Consider the following 25810-nt stretch of genomic DNA (forward strand, 5'->3'; position numbering starts at 1 on the left):
TTAAAGTGTAAAATTAGCAAATATCCAAGATATTTTTGGGGTGCTTTCTAACATTTTAATAAATAATTTGAAATTCAAACGTTTTCGTTGATAAGTTTTTTACGCGTAAAAATGCTAGTAATTATTTCCCTTTTTAAATCCAAAATATCGGCTGTAGGATTAACTTTCTATATAAAAAAATTAAACAGATTGAAATCGATATCGTAAACATTTTACAGTTGCAAAACTGAAAATAGCATACAAAATTAGTCCTCTTCAGGAAGAGTTGCATCCTGATTAACTTTTGGTTTATCAGCTTCCGGAGTAGTTGGTTTTTTGAAATTTATAAAATCTGGATTCAAATTAGAATCAGAATCTATTTCTTTTTCGTTCTGCTTATTAAGTCTGTTTAAATTATTACTATTAAACATTTTATCTACTAACTCGCTAAAAGTATCAAAATCCACTTCATAAGAAATACCAACACCTTGGGTATATCCAATATCCTGCCCTATATAATTGATATCGTTTTCTTTGTTAAAAAAATGCAGATTAAATGAACCATCTTCATTCATTCTATATTTGATATCTATATCTCCTACTACAGAAGATTCATGAACGCCTCCAAATGGAACACCAATTTTTCCATTTATAGTAATTCTTTCATTTACTTTTGAAGAAACAATTGCCTCAAATCTGCCATCGGTCTGCGAACTTGGCCTATTATCCGGAGAGACAAAATTAAAATTCATTTCAAACTTTTCATCTGATGAATGCACAATATCACCCAGCATACTAGAAGCCGTTTCATACAAACTTGACGACACTGCCTGACTGGATCCGTCTTTGCTTAAAAAACTCCCTGTTGACAATAGATACAAAGCTTGTGTCTGCCTCACATCCTTATCTGACAATTCTGCTTCAAGTTCTGATTTCATTACGCTTTTAATCGTTGGAAACTCAATCATAAAATCAGGTTCCGGATGTGCTAAATCGCCATGAATCCCAATTACAACTTCAACATCAATTTTTTTATTGACACTTGAATTTTCTAGCAGTACGGCAGGATTTGCAGATGTTTTATAAACTGCTTCAAGATTCAATTGTGCCCTCATAGGATTGCCTTCCCAGATGATGGAGCCCCCTTTTTTAACGTTAAACTTTTTATCAATAAGTCCGCCGTATTTAAAATTATAAGTTCCATCATAAGGCAGGAAATCTCCCCACATTCCAAAATTACCCAAAGTGTTTATTTTAAATAACAGATTTCCATTGCCCCTGCCTTTCATTCCATGTCCTGAATTCCTATCCAAAATAACTTCAACCTCTGCATTTGGCGTAATTTCTAAATCGAAATCTAGTTCAAGTCCATTATAATTCCTAGTTTTTTCTACTATTCCTTTTTGCAGATTGAATTTTTCCTTTGGAGTAATAAAGTGAATAAAACTATTTTCACTGACACTCTCAGCATTGTTTATTGGTATTTTTAGAATTGTTCCTTTTTCGGATTTAGCATCAACCTTTATAACCAAAGCATTTGTAGGGCCTTTAATTGTTGCATTTCCGTTAATAAAAGCCGTACCAAAATAAGCAGCGTCTTCCGTATCTTGAGTATCTAGCACAAGAAATCTTTTAGTATTAACGGCCAAATCTAACTTCCAATCTGAAAAATTCTTGTGCTCCACTACCCCATTCAAAGTACCATTTGTCTTGTATTTTGTATCGGTAAGCGTATTATTTCTAAAAAGGAATTTCTCGTCAGTTAAATCAATTATTGTTCTGTCTTTTAAGGCATAATCAACATTTAGATATGGTATGCTCAAACCTCCGTCATTCACAAAAAGCCGTCCATTGATATCAGGTTTTTTCACAGATCCTCCAATAGTCGCATTTCCCGATACCAATCCTCTTATATTAGAAATTACATCGCCTCCTAAAGAGCTTAAGGTAGCTAAATTAAATCGGTCAAATTTAAAATTTAAGTCGAATAACGTTTCTTTATTTACAATTTCAAAATTTCCATCTGCACTAAAAGATTCAAAATCTTTGTTCTCAATGGTAGAATATAAGGTGAATTTTTTTAAATTTTCATCTCCCTTTATATCAAATTTTAAAACTCCAAGATCATAATTATTAACTTTCAAACTATCAATTACTAATGAGGCTGTTGGTTTATAGACGAGCTTATTTTGATTGAAATTAATTTTACCATTTAAATTTCCATTGACATCAAAACTTTCCTGAGCCGATGTTAATGCATTTATATCAAAGTCTTTAAACTCAAGATTTACATCCTTATAGGAACTTCCTTTAAATTCCCCATTAAGTTTTATTTCCTGCTCTTTATTACTAAATATAAAATCATCAAGTTTAAAATCACTTAATTTTTTATCAAAAACCAATCTATTATTTGTAGAGTTTGACTCATTTAAGAACCATAAATTGTTTTTTAGTTTAATTTCTGATTTACTGAAACCTATAATATTTCTATTCTCTTTATCAATAGTATGATATAAGTCCAAATTAAAATAGTCTTTCCCTTTTGTACCTCCTTTAAACTCAGTACGGAAAAACAAAGTATCTTTTGAAGTAACATTAATCAAACTAAAATCTCTTATTTTATACATTTTAGTTTTAATACTGTCTAATTCAATATAGGCGTTATACAACGGATTTTTATTATCAATAGACACCCTAATATTATCAAAAGAATTATCAGAGGCAGTTATCGTTGGAGAATTAAAATTAAACTTAAATTCATTATTATCTGAATTAATAATTCCTTTAACGACTGTATTTTCACTAATTTTCATTTCAGGAAAAAATAGTTCAACAATTTTATTATAAACTTCGAAATTAAATTTTAGAAATTGTCCTTTTCTAACTTTTACAGGCCTGTAGTTTGTATAAAGACTTCCTAAAGAATTTGCAATCAGACCTCTCAATTCTGCAAATTTAAAATTCCCTACAATTGTTCCGTTAGTAATATCAGGAGCCGTAATTTTTATTGTCCGAATCCTTTTTTCATCAAAACTTGAGTTTAAATTAAAATCATTAAATTGATATATATTTTTTGAATTAATATACGTAGCATTATTAATGTAAATATTACCATGAAGATTCTCAATCGAATTTCCCTGTACATCAACGATAGCGTCACCATTAAATTTAGAAAGTGTATCGCTAACAAAATTTAATTTGTGAAGTTCGGCATTATCAACTTTTATCTGAAAATCATATTGGCTTTCTTTTTTACTCAAATTAACCAATCCGTCAAAATTCATTTTCAAATTAGGATCATTTACAATAATTGATCCTTTATATAACGGCAGTTTAAAATTGCCATTCACTTTTATATTTTTATAATTATAGCCATTATAAGCAAATTTAGACACATCCCCTTTTAGAGAAGTATCCAAATATTTCTCTGAAAATCCTTTTCCATCAATATCTAAATTTAAACTTACTAAGGATAAATCTTTATTATCTAAAAGATTGCCAATATTAAAGTCATTCAAAACAACATAGCCGTCATAGGCAGCTTTGTCGCTTTGATCCATATCTAAAATTGTAAATTTGGAAGTTACAGCTCCTAAATCAGTTTTTGCTTTAAGGTTTGCATGAATTGAAGTGGTAGTAAGCTGTGTATTTCCAACCAATGACACGTTTCCGAATTTCTTTATAATAACAGGAAGCTTTTTACCTAAAACATTTGGCAAAATACTCACTAAATCATCATAATTAGAGTTCAATTGATCAAACTTACCATTCATGTAAAATTTTTGATCTTTATTTCCCAAAAGGTTTTTGAAATTTATAAAGCCTCTCAATCGTGTACCTCTGTTATCTTTAAGACTTAAATCCAAAAACTTTAGATTATTCAAAGGGCCAGTGATATGGCTTCTAATCTTAAAAATTTTGTTTTTTCCTAATTCATTATAAAAACAACGAATATCATTCGAAGCTATTTTTGCTGATTTAAATTTAAAATCAAATTCTACTTTGTTCACGAAATCTGAAAAATCTTCAATTTCATAATTCAAGGCTGCATATCCTTTAATACTTGACTCTTCGGTTTTCAGCTCCATTTTATCAAGTATCATGTGTTGCTGCGTAAAGCTGTAATTGCCTTTTAAATTTTTTATGTACACACCTCGGTGATCCAAAAAAGACATTCTTTGGATATTAGCATAAATTTCTGGACCGTAGACTTTGAAATTAGTAACTGAAATTTTTAGTCTGGTAAAATCAACAGATTTTGGAGTTTCATGATTTTCATCAGACAATATAAATCTGCCATTTGATAGATCAACACTTGAAGCAGTCAATAAAAACTTTTTCTTCGATGGCGTTTTACTTGTGCCGAAAGCATCAATAAAATGATCCAGATTCGTTTTTTTTTCTTTTTTGTAGGTCTTTAAATTAAAAAGAACGCCGTCGAGAGCAATGTCTCCAAAAACCAAATCTGCATCCAGCATTTTTTTAAATCCAAGAATTGTAGTATTTATTCTTTTGGTATAAATTAAAGTATCTTTGTGATGATCAATAATTAAAACTTTTTTGAGCTTTACGCCTCCAAAGATGGTTATCTGAACTTCGTCAACATTCATATGAATACCAAAGTCTTTATTCATACTTTTCATGAAATACTGTGCCAGCTGTGTTTGAACAAAAGGCGTAGTAAGTGCTATAAAAAGTACTAACAGAAGTAATATTAATCCAACGAAAGTACGGAATACTATTTTTCTAATCTTTTTGATACGTATTTTGTTTTTGTATTTTTTGCAGAAATAAATAATTTGCCTTTAGAAATGGTAATATCTTAACTAAAAACTTTAATTTTGGCACAGCTGTAAAAATACTATTTTTATAGTAATTCATCAAATATACTTCAAAAATTCATCTGTTTATATGCAAATTCCTGAGGTTTTTATACTTGCCATAGAAAGTTCCTGTGATGATACTGCCGCTGCTGTATTGTGTAACGACAAAGTATTATCAAATGTTGTTGCCAATCAGTTAATTCATAATCAATATGGAGGTGTCGTTCCTGAATTGGCTTCTCGTGCTCATCAGCAAAATATTGTTCCAGTCATCGAAGCTGCATTAAAAAAAGCAAATATCAAAAAAGAACAGTTAACAGCTATAGCATTTACACAAGGTCCTGGACTTATGGGTTCACTTTTAGTAGGGAGTTCTTTTGCAAAATCAATGGCTTTAGCATTAGGAATACCTCTGATAGCGGTAAATCATATGCATGCTCATATTTTGGCTCACTTTATAGATGAAGAAGGTTTTGATAAACCTGAATTCCCTTTTTTAGCATTAACCATTAGCGGAGGCCACACACAAATTGTTAGAGTTGATGACTTTTTTGATTTAACAATCATTGGCGAAACTACTGATGATGCTGTGGGAGAAGCTTTTGACAAAAGTGCCAAAATATTAGGACTTCCCTACCCTGGCGGACCTTTAGTTGATAAATACGCTCAGTTAGGAAATCCAAAAGCGTTTCCCTTTACCAAACCAAAAGTTCCAGGATTAGATTTCAGCTTTTCTGGACTTAAAACAGCTATTTTATATTTTATTCAGAAGAAAAAAATTGAAAATCCTGCTTTTGTCGAAGATAATTTAAATGACATCTGTGCATCCATTCAGCATACTATTATTGAAATTTTAATGGATAAGTTAAAAATAGCCGTTAAAGAAACCGGCATCAGGCAAATTGCAATTGGCGGTGGTGTTTCTGCCAATTCTGGAATTCGTAATACTCTAAAAGCCACAGAAAATAAGTACGGATGGAAAACATTTATTCCTAAGTTCGAATACACAACAGATAACGCTGCAATGATTGGAATTGTAGGTTACCAAAAGTTTTTATCACAAAAATTTGAAACAGCTGATGTCGTTTCTAAAGCAAGAATACAATTTTAATTATGCAGTTATTTTATAATCCTACCATCGATGAAGCTACAACATCTTTTTCTTTTGATAAAGAGGAAAGCAAACATATAATTAAAGTATTACGCAAAAAAGACAGCGATATTCTTCATGTTACTAATGGATTAGGATTGTTATTTAAAACTGAAATTACTTTAGCATCAGATAATAAATGTACTGTTCAAATTCTATCTTTTGAAAAAACAGAAGTTCCCAAATACAAACTGCATCTTGCGGTTGCTCCAACAAAAATGAACGACCGATATGAATGGTTTCTTGAAAAAGCTGCCGAAATTGGCATACATGAAATCACGCCTATTTTTTGTGACCGCTCTGAAAGAAAAGTAATTAATATAGAACGATTTGAAAAAATTATTCTTTCGGCAATGAAACAATGTAATCAAATGTTTCTTCCAAAATTAAATCCTGCCATTTCACTGAAGGAATTTTTAAAGATTGAACAAACCGGAACATTATTGATTGCGCATTGTGAAGAAACCAATAAAAAATCATTAAAATCTGTAGTTATTCCAAACACGGATTATACAATACTAATTGGACCAGAAGGTGATTTCTCCAGCAAAGAAATTGAATTAGCTCTTGAAAATAATTATATTCCTGTATCTTTAGGTGAAACCAGATTAAGAACAGAAACTGCTGCTGTAGTAGCTTGTCATAGTGTTGTTTTTACAAATGAAGATTAGATTTTTAGATTTTAGGTATGAAAAAAATACTGGCTGTTTTATTATTTATTTCCCTCCCTTGTTTTTCTCAGGAAATTGCTTTGCTAAAGTACAATGGCGGCGGTGATTGGTACTCAAATCCAACCTCTTTGACTAATTTAATAAAATTTTGCAATGCCAATATTCATACACAAATAAAACCAAAGCCCAGAACAGTTGAGCCAAGCAGTCCTGATTTACTTTCGTATCCTTTTGTACATATGACCGGACATGGAAATGTTGTATTTAACGAAAATGATGTAAGCAATCTTCGAAAATATCTAACTGCTGGTGGATTTCTTCATATTGATGATAATTACGGAATGGACCAATATATCCGCAAGGAAATCAAAAAAATATTTCCAAATGTAAACTTAATCGAAATTCCATCAAGCCATCCTATATTTCAAAAACCATTTGTTTTTGCTAACGGATTACCAAAAATTCATGAACATGATGGCAAAAGGCCTCAAGCCTATGGAATTTTTATAGAAAACAAACTTGTATTGCTTTATACATACGAGTGTGATCTTGGTGACGGCTGGGAAGATCCTGAAGTTCACAACGACCCATTGGAAGTGCGTGAAAAAGCCTTAAAAATGGGAGCAAATATCATAAACTACATCTTTACGAATTGATCTCTTTCCGTTTTGCATATTAAACTTGTATACACAGTAATTTCCTTATTTTATATTTTTATTGATGCAATTTTAAAATAATTTGTAAAAGCCTATATATTAAAATTAATTTTAACAAATAATATATTACATACAAAACTTTTTAAACCACTGTGTGATAACTAAAATATAAATTTAACATAAATAAACCTACGTATTTATCCCTAAATCACTATAATTAAACCTAGTAAATACGATACTTCCTGAAAAATTGACACTAATAATGTTAAAAAATAATTGCAAACAACATTGAATTGTTATAAAATTGTAAAATAATTAATCAAACAAACATTTTTATAACAAAAAAAACCACTTATGAAAAAATTAATTTTATCAGCCACAACTATATTCCTAATGTTTTCTTGTCAAAATGATCAGAGCGAAATTTCAACTGAAAAAAATGCTGTTGTACAGCGAAAATGTGCGACACAAGATGTTTTTGATGAACAATTAAAGGCAGATCCGATATTAGCAATCCGAATGAACCAAATCGAAGCTTTTACAAAAAATGCATTGCTGACAAAACGACTAGTTAATGGAAAAGTAGTAATTCCAGTAATTGTAAATGTATTGTATAAAACTGCTGCCGAAAATATATCCGATGCGCAGATACAATCGCAAATTGATGTTTTAAACAAAGATTTTACCGCGACTAACTCAGATTTTTCAAGTACACCATCAGAATTTGCACCAGTTGCAGCAAATGTTGGAATAACATTTGAATTAGTACAGATCATCAGAAAATCTACTACAAAAACTTCATGGGGCACGAGAGATGCCATGAAAAAGACCAAACAAGGAGGACTTAATCCTACGTCTCCTACAACGAATTTAAATTTATGGGTCTGCACTATTGGAGGAGGCATATTAGGCTATGCTCAATTCCCTGGAGGATCTTCTGCAACAGATGGAGTTGTAATTGATTCCCATTACTTTGGATTGTCGGGAACGGAAAATTATCCATATAATTTGGGAAGAACTGCAACTCATGAAGTAGGACACTGGATGAACCTCAGACATATTTGGGGTGATGCATCTTGTGGAAATGATTTGGTAGCTGATACGCCTGTGGCAAAAACTTCAAACTTTGGAGTACCAGTTTATCCATACGTGAGCACTTGCCTTCCGGCGCATAATGAAATGACTATGAACTACATGGATTATACCGATGATAGAGGAATGTGTATGTTTACTAATGGTCAAAAATCAAGAATGACAGCTTTATTCGTTTCTGGCGGAGCAAGATCAGCTTTTGGAATATAATCCCTTAATTTATTTTAGTTTTAAAAACTCGCTGCTTGTTAGCGAGTTTTTTTATCTTTATAACCTGAGCAATTTAATAAGTACGCAACAGGTCCAGAAAATAAAGCGCACTTTTTCTTTTGAAATAAAGCTCAGATATATAACTAAATACAACTATATGATTACATCAAAAATTATATCAAATGGTATTATAAGAGCTGTTGCAGTTTTAATCTTAGTGGCTTTAGTACTTTATTTTCTGTTTCAAATTCAGAATATATTAATTTATCTTTTGGTATCATTAATATTAACTTTAATTGGCACTCCAATTCTAGATTTTTTAAAGAAAAAATTAAAATTCAAGCACACAATAGCAACAATAACGGTTTTATCTATTTATTTCCTATTGATATTGGGTTTTATAATGATGTTTATTCCTCTGATAATTTCACAAGGCCAGAATTTATCTCTCTTAAACACCGCCGAAATAGAGAGAAACAGCTTAGAACTGATTCAAAAGATAAATATTTTCCTTGAACAGCATCATATTGATGCTGCCAAAGTTTTTAATCCTAATAGTTTTAAATCCTTCATTAATTTTAATACTGTACCCAATTTTTTAAATTCGGTTATCGGAACAATCAGCGGTTTTGGAATGGGATTTGGTTCTGTTTTATTTATCACGTTTTTCTTTTTAAAAGACAGATCCGTTTTTTTAGAAGGCGCAAAATTATTAATACCTGATTCGCATGAAGAGAAAATATTAAACTCAGCAGAAAAAATAAACCTATTACTTTCCCGATATTTCATTGGATTATTAGTACAGCTCTTTATTGTTTTTATATTATATACCATCGTTTTATTTATATTTGGTATACCAAATGCTTTAGTAATTGCATTTTTATGCGCTGTCTTAAATATCATTCCTTATTTGGGACCATTAATCGCTTCTGTATTTGCAGCAGTTTTGACGATGCTTAGCAATTTAGGTTCTGATTTTCAATCCGAAATTCTGCCTACAACTATTTATGTATTAATAGGTTTTTGGATTGTGCAGTTAATCGATAATAATTTTTCTCAGCCAATTATTTTCTCCAAAAGTGTAAGTTCCCATCCCCTCGAAATATTTCTTGTCATACTGATTGCTGGTTTCTCATTTGGAATTTTAGGAATGATTATAGCCGTCCCTTTATACACCATTTTGAAAGTAATCTGCAAAGAATTTTTCCCCGACAATGAGTTTATACAAAACATCACAAAAAATATATAAATTGAACTTAGACATTTTAAATCCTAAAATACAGGAATTTATAAATTTAAACATTGGAGTTTCTGTTTCAAAATTGGCACTTCAAAAAAATCCGTTTCCAACTGTCGAATGGATTTTAATTTTAAATCAGATTGCAGCAAAATCAAAAGCAAAAGACAAACTGCCAACATGGTTCTCAACTCCAAATATTATTTATCCAAGTAAAATTTCGGTTGAGCAGACTTCTTCGGAAATAACCGCATTGTATAAATCATCGATTATTTCAGGCGAAAATTTAATTGATTTAACCGGAGGTTTTGGTATTGATGATTATTATTTTTCTAAAAAAATAAAAAATGTTGTGCATTGCGAAATTAATACTGAATTATCTGAAATTGTACAGCATAACTTTAATCATTTAAACAAAAACAACATCACCTGCCATGCTGGAGACAGTAATGAAACATTATCACGATTAAACACAAAATGGGACTGGATATATATTGACCCTTCAAGAAGAAATGATACTAAAGGAAAAGTCTTTATGCTAAAAGACTGCCTCCCTAATGTACCCGAAAACCTTGATTTTTATTTTGAAAAAACCAATTCAATTTTAATAAAAACCGCACCGATACTTGATATTTCAGCAGGAATCAGTGAATTAAAACACATCAAAAGCATACATATAATTGCTGTTGACAATGAAGTAAAAGAACTGCTCTGGGAATTAAACAAAGATTATAGCGGAACAATTACTATTAAAACGGTTAATCTGGCAAAAGAAAAAACCGATACTTTTGAATTTGTTTTGGATGAAAATCAGCTTCAGCCAAGTTTTAATTTACCGCAAAAATATCTTTACGAACCGAATAGTGCCATAATGAAATCTGGAGGTTTTGACCAAATTGGACTGTTTTATAAACTGAATAAACTACAGAAACATTCACACCTTTATACATCCGATGATTTGATACCATTTCCTGGCAGAATTTTCGAAATTGAAAAGTGCATTCCATACAGAAAAAATGAAATGAAGAACCATCTGGAAAACCAGAAAGCAAATATTACTACACGAAATTTTACAGATTCGGTAGAAAACATAAGGAAAAAATGGAAAATAAAAGAAGGCGGAAATTTATATTGTTTTTTTACCATTGATGAAAATAACAGTAAAATTGTTTTAATTTGCACCAAAATAAAATAAAGATGAAATACATACTGATTCTGGCATGCTCCCTTTTAAGTTTTTCTATTTTCGCCCAAAAACCTTGCGAATACTCCGCAAACGTTACTGATTCTATTGGCACATACAAATCCACAAAAGAATATTTACTGTACGAAAAAGTGTTTGGAGGAAATTCGAACTATATTTTTGGATCTCTAGCATTAACAGATGGATTACCAACATTAACTTTACAGTTTATTCAAAAAAGCAAAGATTTTGTAAAAGCAAATTGCTTTGATAAAAATTCAAAAGTATTTCTGCAATTGCAAAACGGCAAAATCGTAACACTTATACATATTGACCAAGAAAGCTGTGGCAGTTTACTTCGAGACGACAAAGGTTTTGACAATAGAGTTAAATCCGGAATTTTTATGTTCGGCAAAGAGAACTATGAAGAACTTAAAAAATCACCTGTAATTTTAATGCGTATAAAATACCTGACAGATACTGAAGATTATATATACAAAAACGAAATTACTGCCGAACTAGACGGAAAAATCTACAAACCAGAAACTTATTTCATGGACAATATACGTTGTATTGAGTAAATATTACAACAAAAAAAATCATCTTTAAAATGAGTATTTTTCATTTAAAGATGATTTTTTTATACTTTAAAAGTTTGCTGGTCCTTATTATGTTTATCAATATTGATTACATATTTTTTTACATTTCGTACCACCTTAGGAACTAATACTCCAACAACCATAACTTCAACAAATGTAATTCCAGATTCATTCTCTGGCGCGATGCATTTTTCTAATATTCTTTTCATCTAACAATTTCTATATGTTATTTCTTTGATAAATGAAAAAGTTAGGTCTTTTTCATTTATAGCAATAAAATTGAATTCAAAATATTTACAAATCCAATAAACTATTACTTCAAATCATTGTTTTTAAATGATTTGCGACGCGAAAGTAAACATACAATACATTAAAACAACAATATAATCGATAAAATGCACAATTTTGTCTATTTTGAAAATAAAATCATACAGAAAAGCATAAAACCCACGCTGTAAAACACTTATAAAATTCCATACTAACACAGAAAATTAACATCGATTTGTATTATACGCAACTCTTTTAACAATGAATAGTATAAAAAATCAAAATCATTCATAAAAAAGAATTAACAAATCATAAGTGAATTTTATTCACATTCCCATTTAAAATTAGATACTTTATCATTTAAACCGGCTTTCAAATTGTAATGCCACCACTCCGAATCAAAAGAATTAAAATGTTCTTTAATCATATTTTTTTTTAGCAAATTTCTGTTATTCAAAATTTCATTTGAAAAACCAGCAAAATTATGACCGGCCTCTTTTCCAAAAAAGTCAAAAGAAGTTCCCATATCCAATTCTTTGCCATCAAAGTTAACTAGTGTTAAATCCACGGCTCCTCCTCTATTGTGAATTGAGCCTTTAGCGGGATTTGCAACATATTGAGGATTTGAAACAATCGCCCACATTCTCTTTTGGATATCCAGTGGCCGATAACAGTCAAATAATTTAATTTTGAACCCTTTTTTCATAAATCTTTTATTGGCCAAAATCAGCGCTTTTACGGTCTTATAACGCAAATAACATTCAGCACAATCATAAACTTTTGATTTCAAAAAATTGTCATCAGAAGCGTATTTCATATCATATACAAAATCCTGACTGTAATCCTTTAAATTGACAAAAACAGTATCATTGATTGGTTCAGCAGGTAAGACTCTGCTATTTAGAGTTTGAGAGCTGCAGTTCACAAAAGACACAAAACAAATTAAAATAAACAGTGGTTTCAAATAGGATATCATATCAAAATAAATTTTCATAAAAATAAGTAATTAAAATTTGGAACAAAAATTATAGTAATACCACTCTTTTCTTAAATAATTGACCAAGTACGCCGTTTTGAAATACATTCTTTATATTGAACGAAAATGAAAATTTACAAATCCAAATATTAAATAGTGCAGTATTTAATTTCTTGTCATTTGCCAAACTAGCATAAATCAAAAAAATAGGGCTGAAAAATTTAAAATTCAGCCCTGTTTTCTAAACGCAACCAATCAATATTGTTTTTAAATATATTGATTAATAATATTTTCGAATAATTCCTGTTTACCACTCTGCAGATTTAATTCACCATTTTCTTGAGCAATTTTATATAAAGCCTGCAGATCTAATTTTCCTTCTTCGAACGCTTTTCCGTTCCCTGAATCAAAAGAACTGTATCTTTCAGTTCTTAGTCTTTCATAAGGAGACGAAGTAATAATTTTATCAGCTGTCAATAAAGCTCTTGCAAAAGTATCGGCTCCTCCAATGTGAGCATGGAAAACATCTTCCATATCGGTAGAATTTCTTCTGATTTTAGCATCAAAATTTACTCCCCCACCCTGTAAACCGCCAGCTTTTAAGAATACCAGCATGGCCTCGGTAGTTTCTTGGATATTGTTTGGAAATTGATCTGTATCCCAGCCGTTTTGATAATCACCTCTATTAGCATCTAAGCTTCCTAACATCCCAGCTTTGGCAGCCACTTCAATCTCATGCTGAAAAGTGTGCTGAGCCAAAGTAGCATGATTTACCTCTATATTCATTTTGAAATCTTTCTCTAAGCCATATTCACGCAAAAAGCCAATAGCGGTAGCACAATCAAAATCATATTGATGTTTTGATGGTTCCATAGGTTTAGGTTCTATAAGGAAATTCCCTCTGAATCCCTGTGCTCTCGCATAATCTCTAGCTTTCGCCAAAAATTGTCCCATGTGATCCAATTCTCTGCCCATATCAGTATTGAGCAAAGTCATATAACCTTCACGTCCTCCCCAAAACACATAATTTTCACCGCCCAAAGCAATAGTAGCATCTATAGCTAATTTTATTTGTCCTCCAGCTCTTGCTAATACATTAAAATCTGGATTAGTTGAAGCACCATTCATATAACGCGGATTGGAAAAACAGTTTGCCGTTCCCCACAGGAGTTTTACTCCAGAAGCTGCTTGTTTTTCTTTCAAATAATCTGTGATAGCAGCCAATCTGCTTTCCGATTCTGCAAAAGTAGCTCCTTCTCTAACCAAGTCATAATCATGAAAACAGTAGTAATCAAACCCCATTTTAGTCACAAATTCGAAAGCGGCATCTGCTTTTTGTTTTGCTGCTTCAATAGCATCCGCTGGCTCATCCCAAGCAAAATGCTGTGTTCCTGGTCCAAATGGATCGCTGCCTTGTCCGCAGAAAGTATGCCAGTAAGCAATCGCAAATTTAAAATGCTCGCGCATTGTTTTCCCAGCTACTATCTGATCTGGATTGTAATATTTAAAAGCCAAAGGATTATCTGATTCTTTTCCTTCAAATTTAATTTGTCCTATACCTTTATAGTACTCTTTATTCCCTAAAACTATCATTTCTCTACTATTTATTTGTTAATATTAATTCTAATTCCTGTTTCCATTTTTTATAAGCGTTTCGATATTGTTCACTATTCTGCAGTGGCAAAAACGTCATTACATGATCATTTTTTGAAATATTCGAACCAAACTTTTCAAAATCCCCATCGGTTAATCCTACAGCTCTTGCTGCTCCTACTGCTCCTGTTGTATTATAAATTTCAATTTCATGCCCAATTAAAGATGCAACTGTATTCGAGAATATTTCTGAACGGAATAAATTATCGTTTCCTGCACGTATAACTCCAATAGCCGCGCTATCATCTTTCAGAAATTCCATCCCGTATACAAATGCAAAAGCAATTCCTTCCAAGGCTGCTCTGAATAAATGAGAACTACTGTGAATATTTAAATTCATATTTAAAAAATGAGTTCCGATATTCTTATTGTTAAACATACGCTCTGCGCCATTTCCAAACGGAAGTACTATCAAACCTTCTGAACCAATTGCAATTTTAGCTGCCTTGTGATTCATAGATTCATAAGTTTCGCCGCACATGTTGTTGCGAAGCCATCTGTACTGAATTCCTGCACCATTGATATTTAATAATTTTCCAATTCGAGGATTATTCTCTCCAAAATTTACATGCACAAAATTATTTACTCTAGTGCTTTTTCCGCTAACAGCATCGGTTACTGCATAAAAAACACCCGAAGTTCCACCCGTTGCTGCCACTTCACCAGGATTTAAAACATTCAAAGATAATGCATTATTTGGCTGATCTCCCGCTCTATACACAATAGGAATTCCAAATGGAAGACCTGCTTCCCGAGAACCTTTTTCGTTTACAACTCCTTGACTGGTAAAATTCTCAACAATAGTTGGTGTCATAGAAGTTTCTATTCCATAATACTCCAGTAGCCAGTCAGCAGTTTTATTCTCTTTATAATCCCAAAGCATTCCTTCCGATAAACCGTTTTTGGTTGTGGTAATATCACCTGTTAATTTATAAGCGATATAGTCTCCTGGAAGCATATACTTATAAATTTTAGTATAGAGCTCTGGTTCATTTTCTTTTACCCATTTTAGTTTTGAAGCTGTAAAATTCCCAGGTGAATTCAATAAACGCGCCATGCATTTGGCTTCGCCTAATTCTGCAAATGCTTTGTTTCCTATGTCTACTGCTCTGCTATCACACCAAATAATGGAATTTCGTAAAGAATTTCCATTTTGATCCACAACAACCAGACCGTGCATTTGATATGAAATACCTATTCCGCTTATTTTTGAAGCGTCAATATTTGACTCGCGGATTGCTCTTTTTGTTGCTGTACAAATATGTTCCCACCAAATTTCAGGATCTTGCTCTGCCCAATCAGGATGTATGGAAATAATCTCCATTTCGTTTTGAGGTTCATTCAAAACAATTATTTTTTTTCCTGTTGCTTCTTCCACCAAAGCCACTTTGACCGATGAACTTCCAATATCATACCCTATATAATACATAATTTACAATCTTTTTTGAGCATTGTATAATGCTGATTTTTTATATTTTTGGAAAACTTATCAAATACAAAGATTTTTATTAGCTGTAACCAAATTACTCTTTTTTGCTTTATGCTATTTTTTTATCAAAAACAAAATTAAAATCATTGTTAGGAAATATTTCATGACATTGTAATCTTAGCGAATAAAACCTTGCTGCCCGATGAGAAACATTCTCCTCTTTCTCATTCAAATCCTGAACTAATCCTAACTGAAGTATCTTTCTTCTGAAATTAGATTTATTGATTTCAATTCCTAAAATTTTCTCATATAAATGTACAACTTGTAACAACGTAAATTTTTCTGGTAATAAATTAAAACCAATTGTACTTTGACAGATATTTTTACGAAGTTCTTTTAAGCTAAAATCTAATATTATTTTGTCCTTATCATTTAGACCTTCAATTTCATTAATATCAATCCACTTCATATCAATGTTTGTAGGTTCTCTGTCTAAAACATTCTGATCACTTTTTATCAGTCCGTAATAAGCAATTGAAATATTTTCCTGCACCGATGGAACAGGAGAATATCCAAAAGCCTTTAGCTGATCTATAAAATAACGATTAGAACCAGTATGCTTTTTTAAAATAGTATCAGCTACGCCTGCAATGGTTTCACCTTTCTTTAAACAATCATTAGCAAACCTCCACTTAACTATTCCCTCGTTATCTGTTTGTTTTACAAGTAAAATTTTAAGACTGTTATTATCAAGGTTAAAAATTACACAGTCAATTTCTAATCTCTTTGGACTATAATACTTGATTCCATTTATCTCATTTTTGTCGCTGTTTTTCATATCTGTGAAAATTATATATTAGAGGTTAAATAGGGTATCGCTTCAAATCAGTCGGAATTTATCTCAACAATTATTTTTTATTTTTTTTTATTTCATTTATCACAACGGCGTTATGCCTTATCTTCATTATTATAAGGACCTATAGTAATGATAGAACCATCTTCTAAATAATCTATTTTGGTCATTTTCATGCTTCGCAGATGGGTCACCCCCTTTGACAAGCTCGAATCATGATAAAACAGGTACCACTCATTATTAATCTCGCATATAGAATGGTGAGTAGTCCAGCCTACAACAGGATTAAGAATTCTCCCTTGGTACACAAAAGGTCCGTAAGGGCTGTCCCCAACAGCGTAGCAGATAAAATGCGTATCGCCTGTCGAGTACGAGAAATAATATTTTCCGTTGTATTTATGAACCCAAGGTCCTTCAAAAAAGCGGCGCTCATTGTCTGATGCAAGCAGTAACTCCCCTTTTTCATCGAGGATCTGGATTTCTCTCGGCTCTTCGTCAAACTCCAGCATATCATCTCTAAGCCTGGCAACTATTGGACCTAATGCCTTCTCTTTTCCAATAGGTTCTTTGTGATCATGACTGTATACATTGTTTCTGTATTTTTGAAGCTGTCCGCCCCAAATTCCGCCAAAATACATATAATGTATCCCTTTCTCATCCTCAAAAACAGCTGGGTCAATGCTGTAGCTTCCTTTTATTGCTTCCTTCTCTGCAGTAAAAGGTCCTGATGGAGAGCCACTGAGAGCAACGCCAATCTGAAAAATTCCATCGTATCGCTTTGCTGGAAAGTACAAATAGTACTTACCGTTTTTATGAGCAGCATCAGGAGCCCACATTTGTTTTTCTGCCCAGGCTACATCATCTACATGCAGGGCAACACCGTTATCTACCACCTCAGATGTCATATTTTCCATTGAAAATACATGGTAATCTACCATACCAAAATGGTCTCCATTATCATTAAATGGAATTGCCGCATCAATATCATGCGAAGGATAAATATATATTTTTCCATTAAATACATGTGCCGACGGATCAGCTGTATACATATGTGATACTAATGGCTGTGAAATGGCTGTTTTATTAATCTCCTCGAAATTAATCTGTTCAATACTATCTTCGGGCATACTCTTTTTTATATTTACTATTTAACTTCTCCTTTGTTTTAATTCACTCTCAATCTGAATTTCCATTTTTTTGTCTATTCTGTAGAAAAAAAGCAAAACACATCCTACTAAAAATGGGAGTGCCGGAAATACACTGACTAATAATTTTATACCATTTATAGTTACATCTGTTTGAGTTAAGGAATTGGGAACGTATTGAAAATAGCCTAAGAATAAAGTCGTCAAAGCTCCCCCAATACTCAATCCTGCTTTGAGACCAACCATCATTGCAGAAAATATAATTGCTGTAGCACGGCGATTATTCAGCCATTCTGAGTAATCAGCAACATCTGCTATCATTGCCCAAAGAATCGGAATTGTTATTCCATAGAAAAATCCGTGAAGAATCTGCGATAAAAATATAAACAGAATATTATCAGACGGAAAGAAATAAAAAGCAAGAATAAATAGAGTCGAAACAAATAAAAATAGTCCAAAAATATTTCTCTTACCATATTTATCAGCCAAACTTTTCGAAAGCGTAATTCCAATAATCATAAAAATAATCCCTCCAGCATTAAACAATCCAAATCCTGCCGAAACCGGATCATTCCCAAAGTGATTTAATCCTATACTTGTTAATGAATCTAATATTGGCTGAATAAAAAGCGCCAATTGTTTTTTATCTACATAGTTTTCAAAATAATAGACATAAGAACCGCCTTTCAAAGACAAAGTAATAAATACCAAAGTAGTGAGGCTTAACATAATCACCCAAGGTCTATTTTTCATCAAATCGGTCAAATCTTCCTCAACACTTGATTTCTGTTCTGGTTTTGGAATTATACGTTCTTTGGTCGTCAAAAAAGTTATTAAAAGCATAATAGTACCTATAATAGCCAATACCGTCATTACTTTTTCAATACCTATTGCTTTGTCGCCATTTCCTGCACTTTTGATAATACCAAGCATAAAAACCTGCACAAAGAATTGTGCAAACATCACTGCTACAAAACGATAGGACGACAAACTGTTTCTTTGAGACATATCTCCAGTAATTACACCACTTAGAGCAGAATAAGGTAAATTATTACCTGCATAAAAAAGCAGCAATAATGTATATGTAACAACAGCATAAATCATTTTCCCATTGTATGAAAAACTTGGAGTTGTAAAAGCAGCCAATGCTACGCATCCTAATGGAACTGCTGTTAACAGAATCCAAGGCCTAAACTTTCCCCATATTGTATTTGTTCTATCTGCTAAAACACCAATTATTGGATTAAAAATAAACGCAGCTATCAAACCGACCACCAGCATAATAATTGAAGAATGTGTTGGCGATAATCCATAAATGTCGGTATAGAAATAAGCCAAATAAGTCATCAGAGTCTGGAAAACTAGATTTGCGGCTAAGTCGCCTAAACTGTATCCTATTTTTTCTTTGATGGATAATTTTTGAGAATTGTTATTCATTAATTGTAAAGGTTAATTGGTGGTTTAAATCAAATGTTTTTTCACTGCTTTTGTTTTTCCGTTTGATGAAGTATTGCTTTGTAACTCTTTCAAAACAAATACAATTCATTTAGACAATCGGTTGTGCAAACCTAATAAAAAAAATCAATCTGCACAAAATCTATTCTACTAATAAATTTTAAAATGATGTTTAATTTTTTAAATCAATACCTTTATTGTTAATTCTTTGTTTTTTTACTTCCTTTAATTCTACTACCTTATAATATGCTTTCTTAGGTCTTAACTTTGAATCAAATAACAATGGATAATTAGTCCTTTCTTTTATAGGCCAGTCATTTAACCAGGATTGCCCATCATGCACCCCCCAAAATGTAATCCGGCTGATTTTGTCTTTATATTTTAAAAATAATTTAAAAATAGAAGCGTAACGATCGGCTAGTTTGGCCTGGATAGAATCCGGAAGCTTTTCTGGATAAGGATTCATTTTGGTACTTCCCTCAAAATTCTGATTTACATCTGCTCCTTTCAAATCCCATGGATTTGGTAATACTGTAATATCCAGCTCAGTAAAAGCAACTTTTAAACCAAGTTCCGAATAGGCTAAAATACTTTTTTCGATTTCCTCTATTGATGGACTTTCCAACCTCCAATGACCTTGAATACCGACCCCATCAATTTTCCCTCCATGTGCTTGAATGTTCTTCACCAATTCAATTACGCCTTCTCTCTTTTTTGGCTCACAGATATTATAATCATTATAATACAAATCAACCTTCGGATCAGCTAGTGCAGCAAGTCTAAAAGAATCTGCCAAATAACTATCTCCAAGGGTATTATAAAAAACAGATTTCCTCAAAGTTCCATCTTCATTTAATGCTTCATTGACAACATCCCAAGAATTAATCCGGCCTTTGTATTTTGAAACAATCGTAGTAATATGATCTTTCATAAATATTTTCATTTCGGTATTGTCTTTAATCTCAGCCATCCAAGGTGCTAGCTGGCTGTGCCAAATCAATGTGTGCCCATGAATGAACATTTTATTTTTCTCGCCATAAGCAACAAACTTATCAGTCATCGCAAAATCATATTTATCTTTTGAAGGATGAACAAACATAGACTTCATACAATTTTCGGCAGTGATAGCATTAAATTCTTTTCGAATCAGCGCATCTGCTTTAGCATCTTTTTCTTCAATTTGATTAATATTTAAAGCAGTTCCAATATAAAAATCACCTTTAAAACTATTTTTTAAAGAAGACGAACTCGACCTTGTATTTTGTGAATTACAACTGCCAGATAAAACAAGAAATACAAATATTAAATAGCTATCTATTATTTTCATTACTTATAATTTTAGATAATCAGATTTTTAAAAATTTTAAAACTCAGAAGCTTCTCTAAACTGGATTACCTAATTTATAAGCAATTCCCATTTCCAGCCCTCTTAGTTCAGCAAGACCTTTCAGCCTTCCTATCAAAGAATAACCCGGATACTGTTCCCTTGCACCTTCTATTGCATGCAGAAAACCATGGTCAGGACGCATTGGTAAACTTTCTTTTCTTCTATTCATCAGCGCGATTAGCTTTTCTACAATGACCTCCATTTTTGTATCTCCAATTAAATGCTCAGATTCCCTAAAAATACTTTCATTTTCTCTAATAGTATTTCTCAAATGCAAAAAATGAATTCTATCTCCATAATTATCTATGATTTTTTCCAAATCATTATTAGGATTTGCGCCTAATGAACCTGTACAATAACACAATCCATTTGCTGCTAAAGGCACAGCTTCGAAAATGGCTTTGATATCACTTTCTACTGAAAGAATACGTGGCAGTCCCAAAACAGAAAATGGAGGATCATCCGGGTGAATGGCTAATTTTGAACCATATTGCTCAGCAACTGGAGCTGTTTCTGATAAAAAGAAAATTAAATTTTCTCTTAGTTTTGCATCATCTATTGTTGCATAATTATCCAGTAAATCGAGTATCTGCTTGGCTGTAAAATCTATTTTGCTTCCCGGAAGCCCTAATAAAACATTTCTGAAAAGCAATTTTTTATCAGATTCTGACAGCTTGTTTCCAAACTCTAATGCTTTTTCTTTTTCAATTATAGAATAGCTGTTTTCTGAATTTGGCCGTTTTAATAAAAAAACATCAAAATAAGTAAAAGCTTCTTTATTGTATAAAAGTGCTCTGCTTCCATCCTGATTAACAAAATCATGATCTGTTCGTACCCAATCTAAAATGGGCATAAAATTATAAGTGATAATCTTAATACCGCACTCAGCAAGATTTTTTATACTAATTTTATAGTTCTCAATGTATAAAAGATAATCTCCGGACGCTCTCTTTATCTCTTCATGAACAGGCAGACTTTCTACTACTACCCATTCCAAACCTGCATTCCTAACGATTTCCTGTCTATTTTTAATTTCTTGAACCGTCCAGATTTCGCCAACAGGAATATGGTGCAATGCAGTTACAACTCCCGTCGCGCCCGCTTGTTTAATATCAATTAGATTTACCGTATCCTGAGGTCCAAACCATCGCATAGTTTGCTGCATTTTTATCATAGTCTTTTAAATTTAAAGATTAAAACCCGATTCTGTTTCCACCAGTAACTATTACTATTTTTGTATTCATCTCTTTTTTCTATAATTAGTTTCCTGGTGCAAAAGGAAACTTTAAAGATTCAAAATATTCTAAAGACTGACTAGGTTTTTCAACACCTATTGGCAGTTCCTTTCCCGAAAACTGCTGAAAATACAGCAAGCAGGCGTCCCGCCACCATTTTGCTTCTTTATATTGAATATTCAGTAGCATTTGTACTTCTTTGAAACGCTCGCTGTCAACATATTTTTCAGATGCATTCCAAGTTTTCTGCATTGCTGCAACCTGATTAACTCCCTGCTGATATTTTAAAGCCATTCCATCCCAAAGAGTGTGACCATCTTTTAGTTTATAATCCCAAGAAACATGGTGAAACCAAAGTAAATCTTTTTCAGGACAAGTTTCTAATTTATCAAAAATAACCGCCACTTCAGGTGCATACTGCGAAACAGCATTTGTTCCAGATTTTGATCTATCAAAACCAATTCCATTTTTATCTGCTTTATGGTAATAAACCGGATTCCATTCTGGTCTTGAAAGATTACTTACCCAAGGTCCTGGTCCATAATGATGCCCTGTATCCATAATATGATGCAGTCCCAAGGGCGTCATATAATTTACAACTGCCTCACGTGATTGAATTAACATTTCTTTTATTGGAGCAATAAATTTTTTATCATTAGAAAAAGTACATCTTAACCATTCATCTGCTATAGTTTCTGAATCTAAATAGGGATTCCATGCCAATCTCCCAAAGCCATACCAATTTGCTTGCGCAAAAGGATGTCCAGTCCAATTCAAATCATTTCCTATATTGGCCACACCGGCAATTCCTGTAATTTTATTTTTATAAATCGAACCATCAATTACTTTTGTCACTGTAGAACCTTTGCCTTTTTGATAAGTATCTGATTCCAATACTTCCTGAAATAATTTAGGAAGAAATACCAAATGAGTACTAAAACCTAAGTATTCCTGCGTTATCTGAAATTCCATCATAAGTGGCGTTTTTGTCATCGCACCAAATAATGGATGAAATGGCTCTCTTGGCTGAAAATCGATGGCTCCATTTTTTACCTGAACAATAACATTTTCTCTAAATTTTCCATCGCAAGGCTGGAATTCAGCATGCGCCTGCTTAGCGCGGTCATTCGCATCATGCTCAGAATATACAAATGCTCTCCACATAATAACACCTCCAAAAGGAGCTACTGCATCAGCCAGCATATTAGCGCCATCAACGTGATTTCTACCGTAATTTTGGGGTCCTGGCTGTCCTTCAGAATTCGCTTTGACAAGAAATCCGCCAAAATCAGGAATCCTTACATATATTTCTTTTGCTTTTGCTTTCCACCAATTAGCCACATCAGCATCTTTTGGGTCGGCAGTTTTTAAACCTCCAATTTCTATTGGGGCAGAAAATCGTGCCGTTAAATACACTTTTATTCCGTACGGTCTAAAAACATTAGCAAGAGCCTCTACTTTTTCTAAATATTGCGGAGTCAAAATCAAAGCGTTGGCATTAACATTTGTCAAAACGGTACCATTAATTCCTATCGATGCATTTGCACGGGCATAATCAATATAACGCTGCTCAATGAAATCAGGTAATTTTTGCCAATTCCATAATGAAAATCCAGCATAACCGCGTTCTACTGTGCGATCTAAATTATCCCAATGGTTTAATATACGGATATTCGTTTTTGGTGAATCAGCTATATTCAGTTTTTCAATGCTTTTATTGGTCTGAATCAATCTTAAAAAACTGTAAACACCATACAAAACACCAACTTCCTTTTTTCCAGTTATAACAATGTGACTTTTATTATTGATGACAATCGATTTAATTATAAAACCCTCATCGTTTATTAAGTTTAAATCAGATTCCACCGTTTTTTGAATTTCAGCATTTAAATGCGTTTTAGAACCTATTACAATACTTTGGAAAACTTCTAATTTAGTGTTAACAGTGATTTTTTTTTCAAGCATATCTTCCAGTGCTGATTGTAATTCATTCCCAGCAATGCTAATTGTTTCGGAATTACCCAACAGGGTTATTCCCTTAATATGTGATAAATATTTTGCTTTTAAATCCAGATTCGTCAGTGTATTATATTGAAGCCATAATTTATAATCTTTTTGAGAGAATCCAGACCATGATATACCTAAGAGGAGAATCATCAATCTTAAAATACTCATTTTATTATGTTTCATTTTTTCTGTTTTGTTAAAACTAATTTAAGCATAAATCAATAATTTTCGTTTAAATCCAATTATTTAATAATAAGCTGTATAAAAAAGTAAATTTATAAAAACAAAAGCATTTATGCAATCGGTTGTGTGTTATATTCATTTTAAATAACAATAAATTTATTATTTGTAATAAAATTTCAAACAAATATTGTTTATTTCATATAACATCGTTGGAGTTTGAAAAAAATATTTTTTTTATAATATATCAATATACAATTTGAATAGATAAATTATAAATGTGATGATCAGTCAAAAGACAACAACTGATCGTGTTTGATTAATATTAAATATCTAAAAACTGTATATTTGTTTAAATTTAACGTGTAAATGGAAGAAAATAAAGATATCACGATTTATGACATTGCTAAAAAATTAAATCTTGCAACTTCTACAATCTCAAGAGCTTTAAAAGATCATCATAGCATCAGTGCAAAAACAATTAAAAAGGTCAAAGAGGCTTGTGCAGAATTAGGATATCGGCCGAATAGTCTTGCAGCAGGGTTACGAAGCAACAAAACTCAAACTATTGGTGTTTTAGTACCAACAATTGACCAGCCATTTCTATCATCATTAATTAGCGGAATTGAGACTACGGCTAAAAAATCGGGATACAATATCCTCATTACACAATCAGGAGATTCTTACCAAGAAGAAATTAATATGACCCAGGCTCTCTATGCCAGCAGAGTGAGCGGTATAATTTGTTCCTTAGGTATGGGAACAAGAGATACATCACATTTTCAGCCTTTTATTGATGCTAAAATTCCGTTAGTTTTTGTAGACAGGGTTCCCCATGATATAGATACTTACAGAGTTATAATTGACAATTATGCAGCTGGCTATAAAGCTACAAAACATCTTATAGATCAAGGCTGTAGCCGGATTGCGCACTTTTATGCCGGTATGGAATTTGGCACATTATTTAGTGAAAGAAAAAGAGGCTATTTAGACGCTTTGAGAGCTCACAATCTTCCTATTGAAGAAGACTTAATAATCAAATTAGAATCGCTGGTCTTTACTGAGGGAATTAAAGCAACCAATAAACTATTAGACCTCAAAAACCCTCCTGACGGAATTTTTTCATCAGTTGATATCATCGCAATAAGCGCCATACAATGTGCAAAAAAAAGAGGTGTAAAAATACCCGAAGAACTTGCAATAATCGGATTCAATGATGATCCAATTTCAGCAATTATCGATCCCGGTTTATCAACAATATCGCATCCCGCATTTAAAATGGGACAAATTTCTGCAGAAAAAATTTTAAACCACCTACTATTACCAAAAAAGGAAAACATTAAAGAAATCACATATTTAAATACAGAAGTAATAATTAGAGAATCTACAAAAAAAAGCTAAGAATCAAAAACCAAGGCATGAAATTTTGTAAAATTCTATTGCACAAAAAAATACCATCACTTTTCCTTAAAGTAATGATTGAGGAAAATAGCATATTATAACAGTAAAGCTGCATAAAAAAAAATTAAAGATTTTCATTCAAGCCAGCAGACACAATGGATTTTTAATTTTATACTCTGACTTTTATCCACATAAAAAAAGGCACAAAAACAAAAAACCCTT

Annotated in this window: 19 protein-coding genes; 8 read left to right on the forward strand and 11 right to left on the reverse strand. The window is 32.2% G+C overall.

Annotated features, from left to right (window positions below; all coding sequences use genetic code 11):
- Positions 1-245: 245 nt before the first annotated feature.
- Positions 246-4613: a translocation/assembly module TamB domain-containing protein gene (locus tag C8P67_RS08650; RefSeq protein ID WP_245980404.1), complete on the reverse strand. Its 4368-nt coding sequence runs from the start codon at positions 4611-4613 to the stop codon at positions 246-248.
- Between the two features lie 277 nt (positions 4614-4890).
- Here C8P67_RS08650 and tsaD point away from each other — a divergent pair, with 277 nt between their 5' ends.
- The 7 genes from tsaD (at position 4891) to C8P67_RS08685 (ending at position 11582) form a co-directional block, all read left to right on the forward strand.
- Positions 4891-5913 carry a tRNA (adenosine(37)-N6)-threonylcarbamoyltransferase complex transferase subunit TsaD gene (gene tsaD, locus C8P67_RS08655; protein ID WP_115812396.1) on the forward strand — a complete coding sequence of 341 codons (1023 nt, stop codon included), beginning with the start codon at positions 4891-4893 and terminating at the stop codon, positions 5911-5913.
- 2 nt (positions 5914-5915) lie between these two features.
- A complete protein-coding gene (locus C8P67_RS08660; RefSeq protein WP_115812398.1) occupies positions 5916-6623 on the forward strand; it encodes a 16S rRNA (uracil(1498)-N(3))-methyltransferase in 708 nt (235 codons plus the stop codon).
- Between the two features lie 17 nt (positions 6624-6640).
- Entirely contained in the window at positions 6641-7279 is a 639-nt protein-coding gene (locus C8P67_RS08665; protein WP_115812399.1) for a DUF4159 domain-containing protein, read from the forward strand.
- A gap of 354 nt (positions 7280-7633) precedes the next feature.
- Positions 7634-8581, forward strand: a complete 948-nt coding sequence (locus C8P67_RS08670; protein WP_115812401.1) for a zinc metalloprotease — start codon at positions 7634-7636, stop codon at positions 8579-8581.
- Positions 8582-8738: 157 nt separating this feature from the next.
- Complete coding sequence (locus C8P67_RS08675) at positions 8739-9830, forward strand: AI-2E family transporter (RefSeq protein ID WP_115812403.1); 1092 nt, start codon at positions 8739-8741, stop codon at positions 9828-9830.
- A gap of 1 nt (position 9831) precedes the next feature.
- Positions 9832-11013 carry a THUMP-like domain-containing protein gene (locus C8P67_RS08680; protein WP_115812776.1) on the forward strand — a complete coding sequence of 394 codons (1182 nt, stop codon included), beginning with the start codon at positions 9832-9834 and terminating at the stop codon, positions 11011-11013.
- A 2-nt stretch (positions 11014-11015) separates the two neighbouring features.
- The gene (locus C8P67_RS08685) at positions 11016-11582 is read left to right on the forward strand and encodes a hypothetical protein (protein ID WP_115812405.1); all 567 of its coding nucleotides are present in this window, start codon (positions 11016-11018) and stop codon (positions 11580-11582) included.
- Positions 11583-11641: 59 nt separating this feature from the next.
- On the opposite strand, the gene C8P67_RS22100 is transcribed toward C8P67_RS08685, so the two are convergent.
- The 10 genes from C8P67_RS22100 to C8P67_RS08730 all read right to left on the reverse strand — a co-directional run bounded on the left by C8P67_RS22100 (position 11642) and on the right by C8P67_RS08730 (position 24190).
- Positions 11642-11809: a hypothetical protein gene (locus C8P67_RS22100; RefSeq protein ID WP_170141435.1), complete on the reverse strand. Its 168-nt coding sequence runs from the start codon at positions 11807-11809 to the stop codon at positions 11642-11644.
- A gap of 380 nt (positions 11810-12189) precedes the next feature.
- On the reverse strand, positions 12190-12861 hold the full coding sequence (locus tag C8P67_RS08690; RefSeq protein WP_245980405.1) for a M15 family metallopeptidase: 672 nt from the start codon (positions 12859-12861) through the stop codon (positions 12190-12192).
- A 249-nt stretch (positions 12862-13110) separates the two neighbouring features.
- Positions 13111-14436 (reverse strand): xylose isomerase, encoded by a 1326-nt coding sequence (gene xylA / locus C8P67_RS08695; RefSeq protein ID WP_115812407.1) that lies wholly within the window; start codon positions 14434-14436, stop codon positions 13111-13113.
- 7 nt (positions 14437-14443) lie between these two features.
- A complete protein-coding gene (locus C8P67_RS08700; protein ID WP_115812408.1) occupies positions 14444-15925 on the reverse strand; it encodes a xylulokinase in 1482 nt (493 codons plus the stop codon).
- 109 nt (positions 15926-16034) lie between these two features.
- Positions 16035-16763, reverse strand: coding sequence for an NUDIX hydrolase (locus tag C8P67_RS08705; RefSeq protein ID WP_211319899.1), 729 nt, complete (start codon positions 16761-16763; stop codon positions 16035-16037).
- A 110-nt stretch (positions 16764-16873) separates the two neighbouring features.
- Positions 16874-17905, reverse strand: a complete 1032-nt coding sequence (locus C8P67_RS08710; RefSeq protein WP_115812410.1) for a glycoside hydrolase family 43 protein — start codon at positions 17903-17905, stop codon at positions 16874-16876.
- A gap of 21 nt (positions 17906-17926) precedes the next feature.
- Positions 17927-19360 carry an MFS transporter gene (locus tag C8P67_RS08715; protein ID WP_115812412.1) on the reverse strand — a complete coding sequence of 478 codons (1434 nt, stop codon included), beginning with the start codon at positions 19358-19360 and terminating at the stop codon, positions 17927-17929.
- 190 nt (positions 19361-19550) lie between these two features.
- Entirely contained in the window at positions 19551-20705 is a 1155-nt protein-coding gene (locus tag C8P67_RS08720; RefSeq protein WP_115812414.1) for an endo-1,4-beta-xylanase, read from the reverse strand.
- 55 nt (positions 20706-20760) lie between these two features.
- Positions 20761-21939, reverse strand: a complete 1179-nt coding sequence (uxuA, locus tag C8P67_RS08725; protein ID WP_170141436.1) for a mannonate dehydratase — start codon at positions 21937-21939, stop codon at positions 20761-20763.
- Between the two features lie 85 nt (positions 21940-22024).
- Positions 22025-24190, reverse strand: coding sequence for an alpha-glucuronidase family glycosyl hydrolase (locus C8P67_RS08730; RefSeq protein ID WP_245980406.1), 2166 nt, complete (start codon positions 24188-24190; stop codon positions 22025-22027).
- 366 nt (positions 24191-24556) lie between these two features.
- On the opposite strand from C8P67_RS08730, the gene C8P67_RS08735 reads away from it, so the two are divergent.
- A complete protein-coding gene (locus C8P67_RS08735; RefSeq protein WP_115812418.1) occupies positions 24557-25588 on the forward strand; it encodes a LacI family DNA-binding transcriptional regulator in 1032 nt (343 codons plus the stop codon).
- Positions 25589-25810 lie beyond the last annotated feature (222 nt).

The organism is Flavobacterium aquicola, assembly GCF_003385115.1.
Lineage (GTDB): Bacteria > Bacteroidota > Bacteroidia > Flavobacteriales > Flavobacteriaceae > Flavobacterium > Flavobacterium aquicola.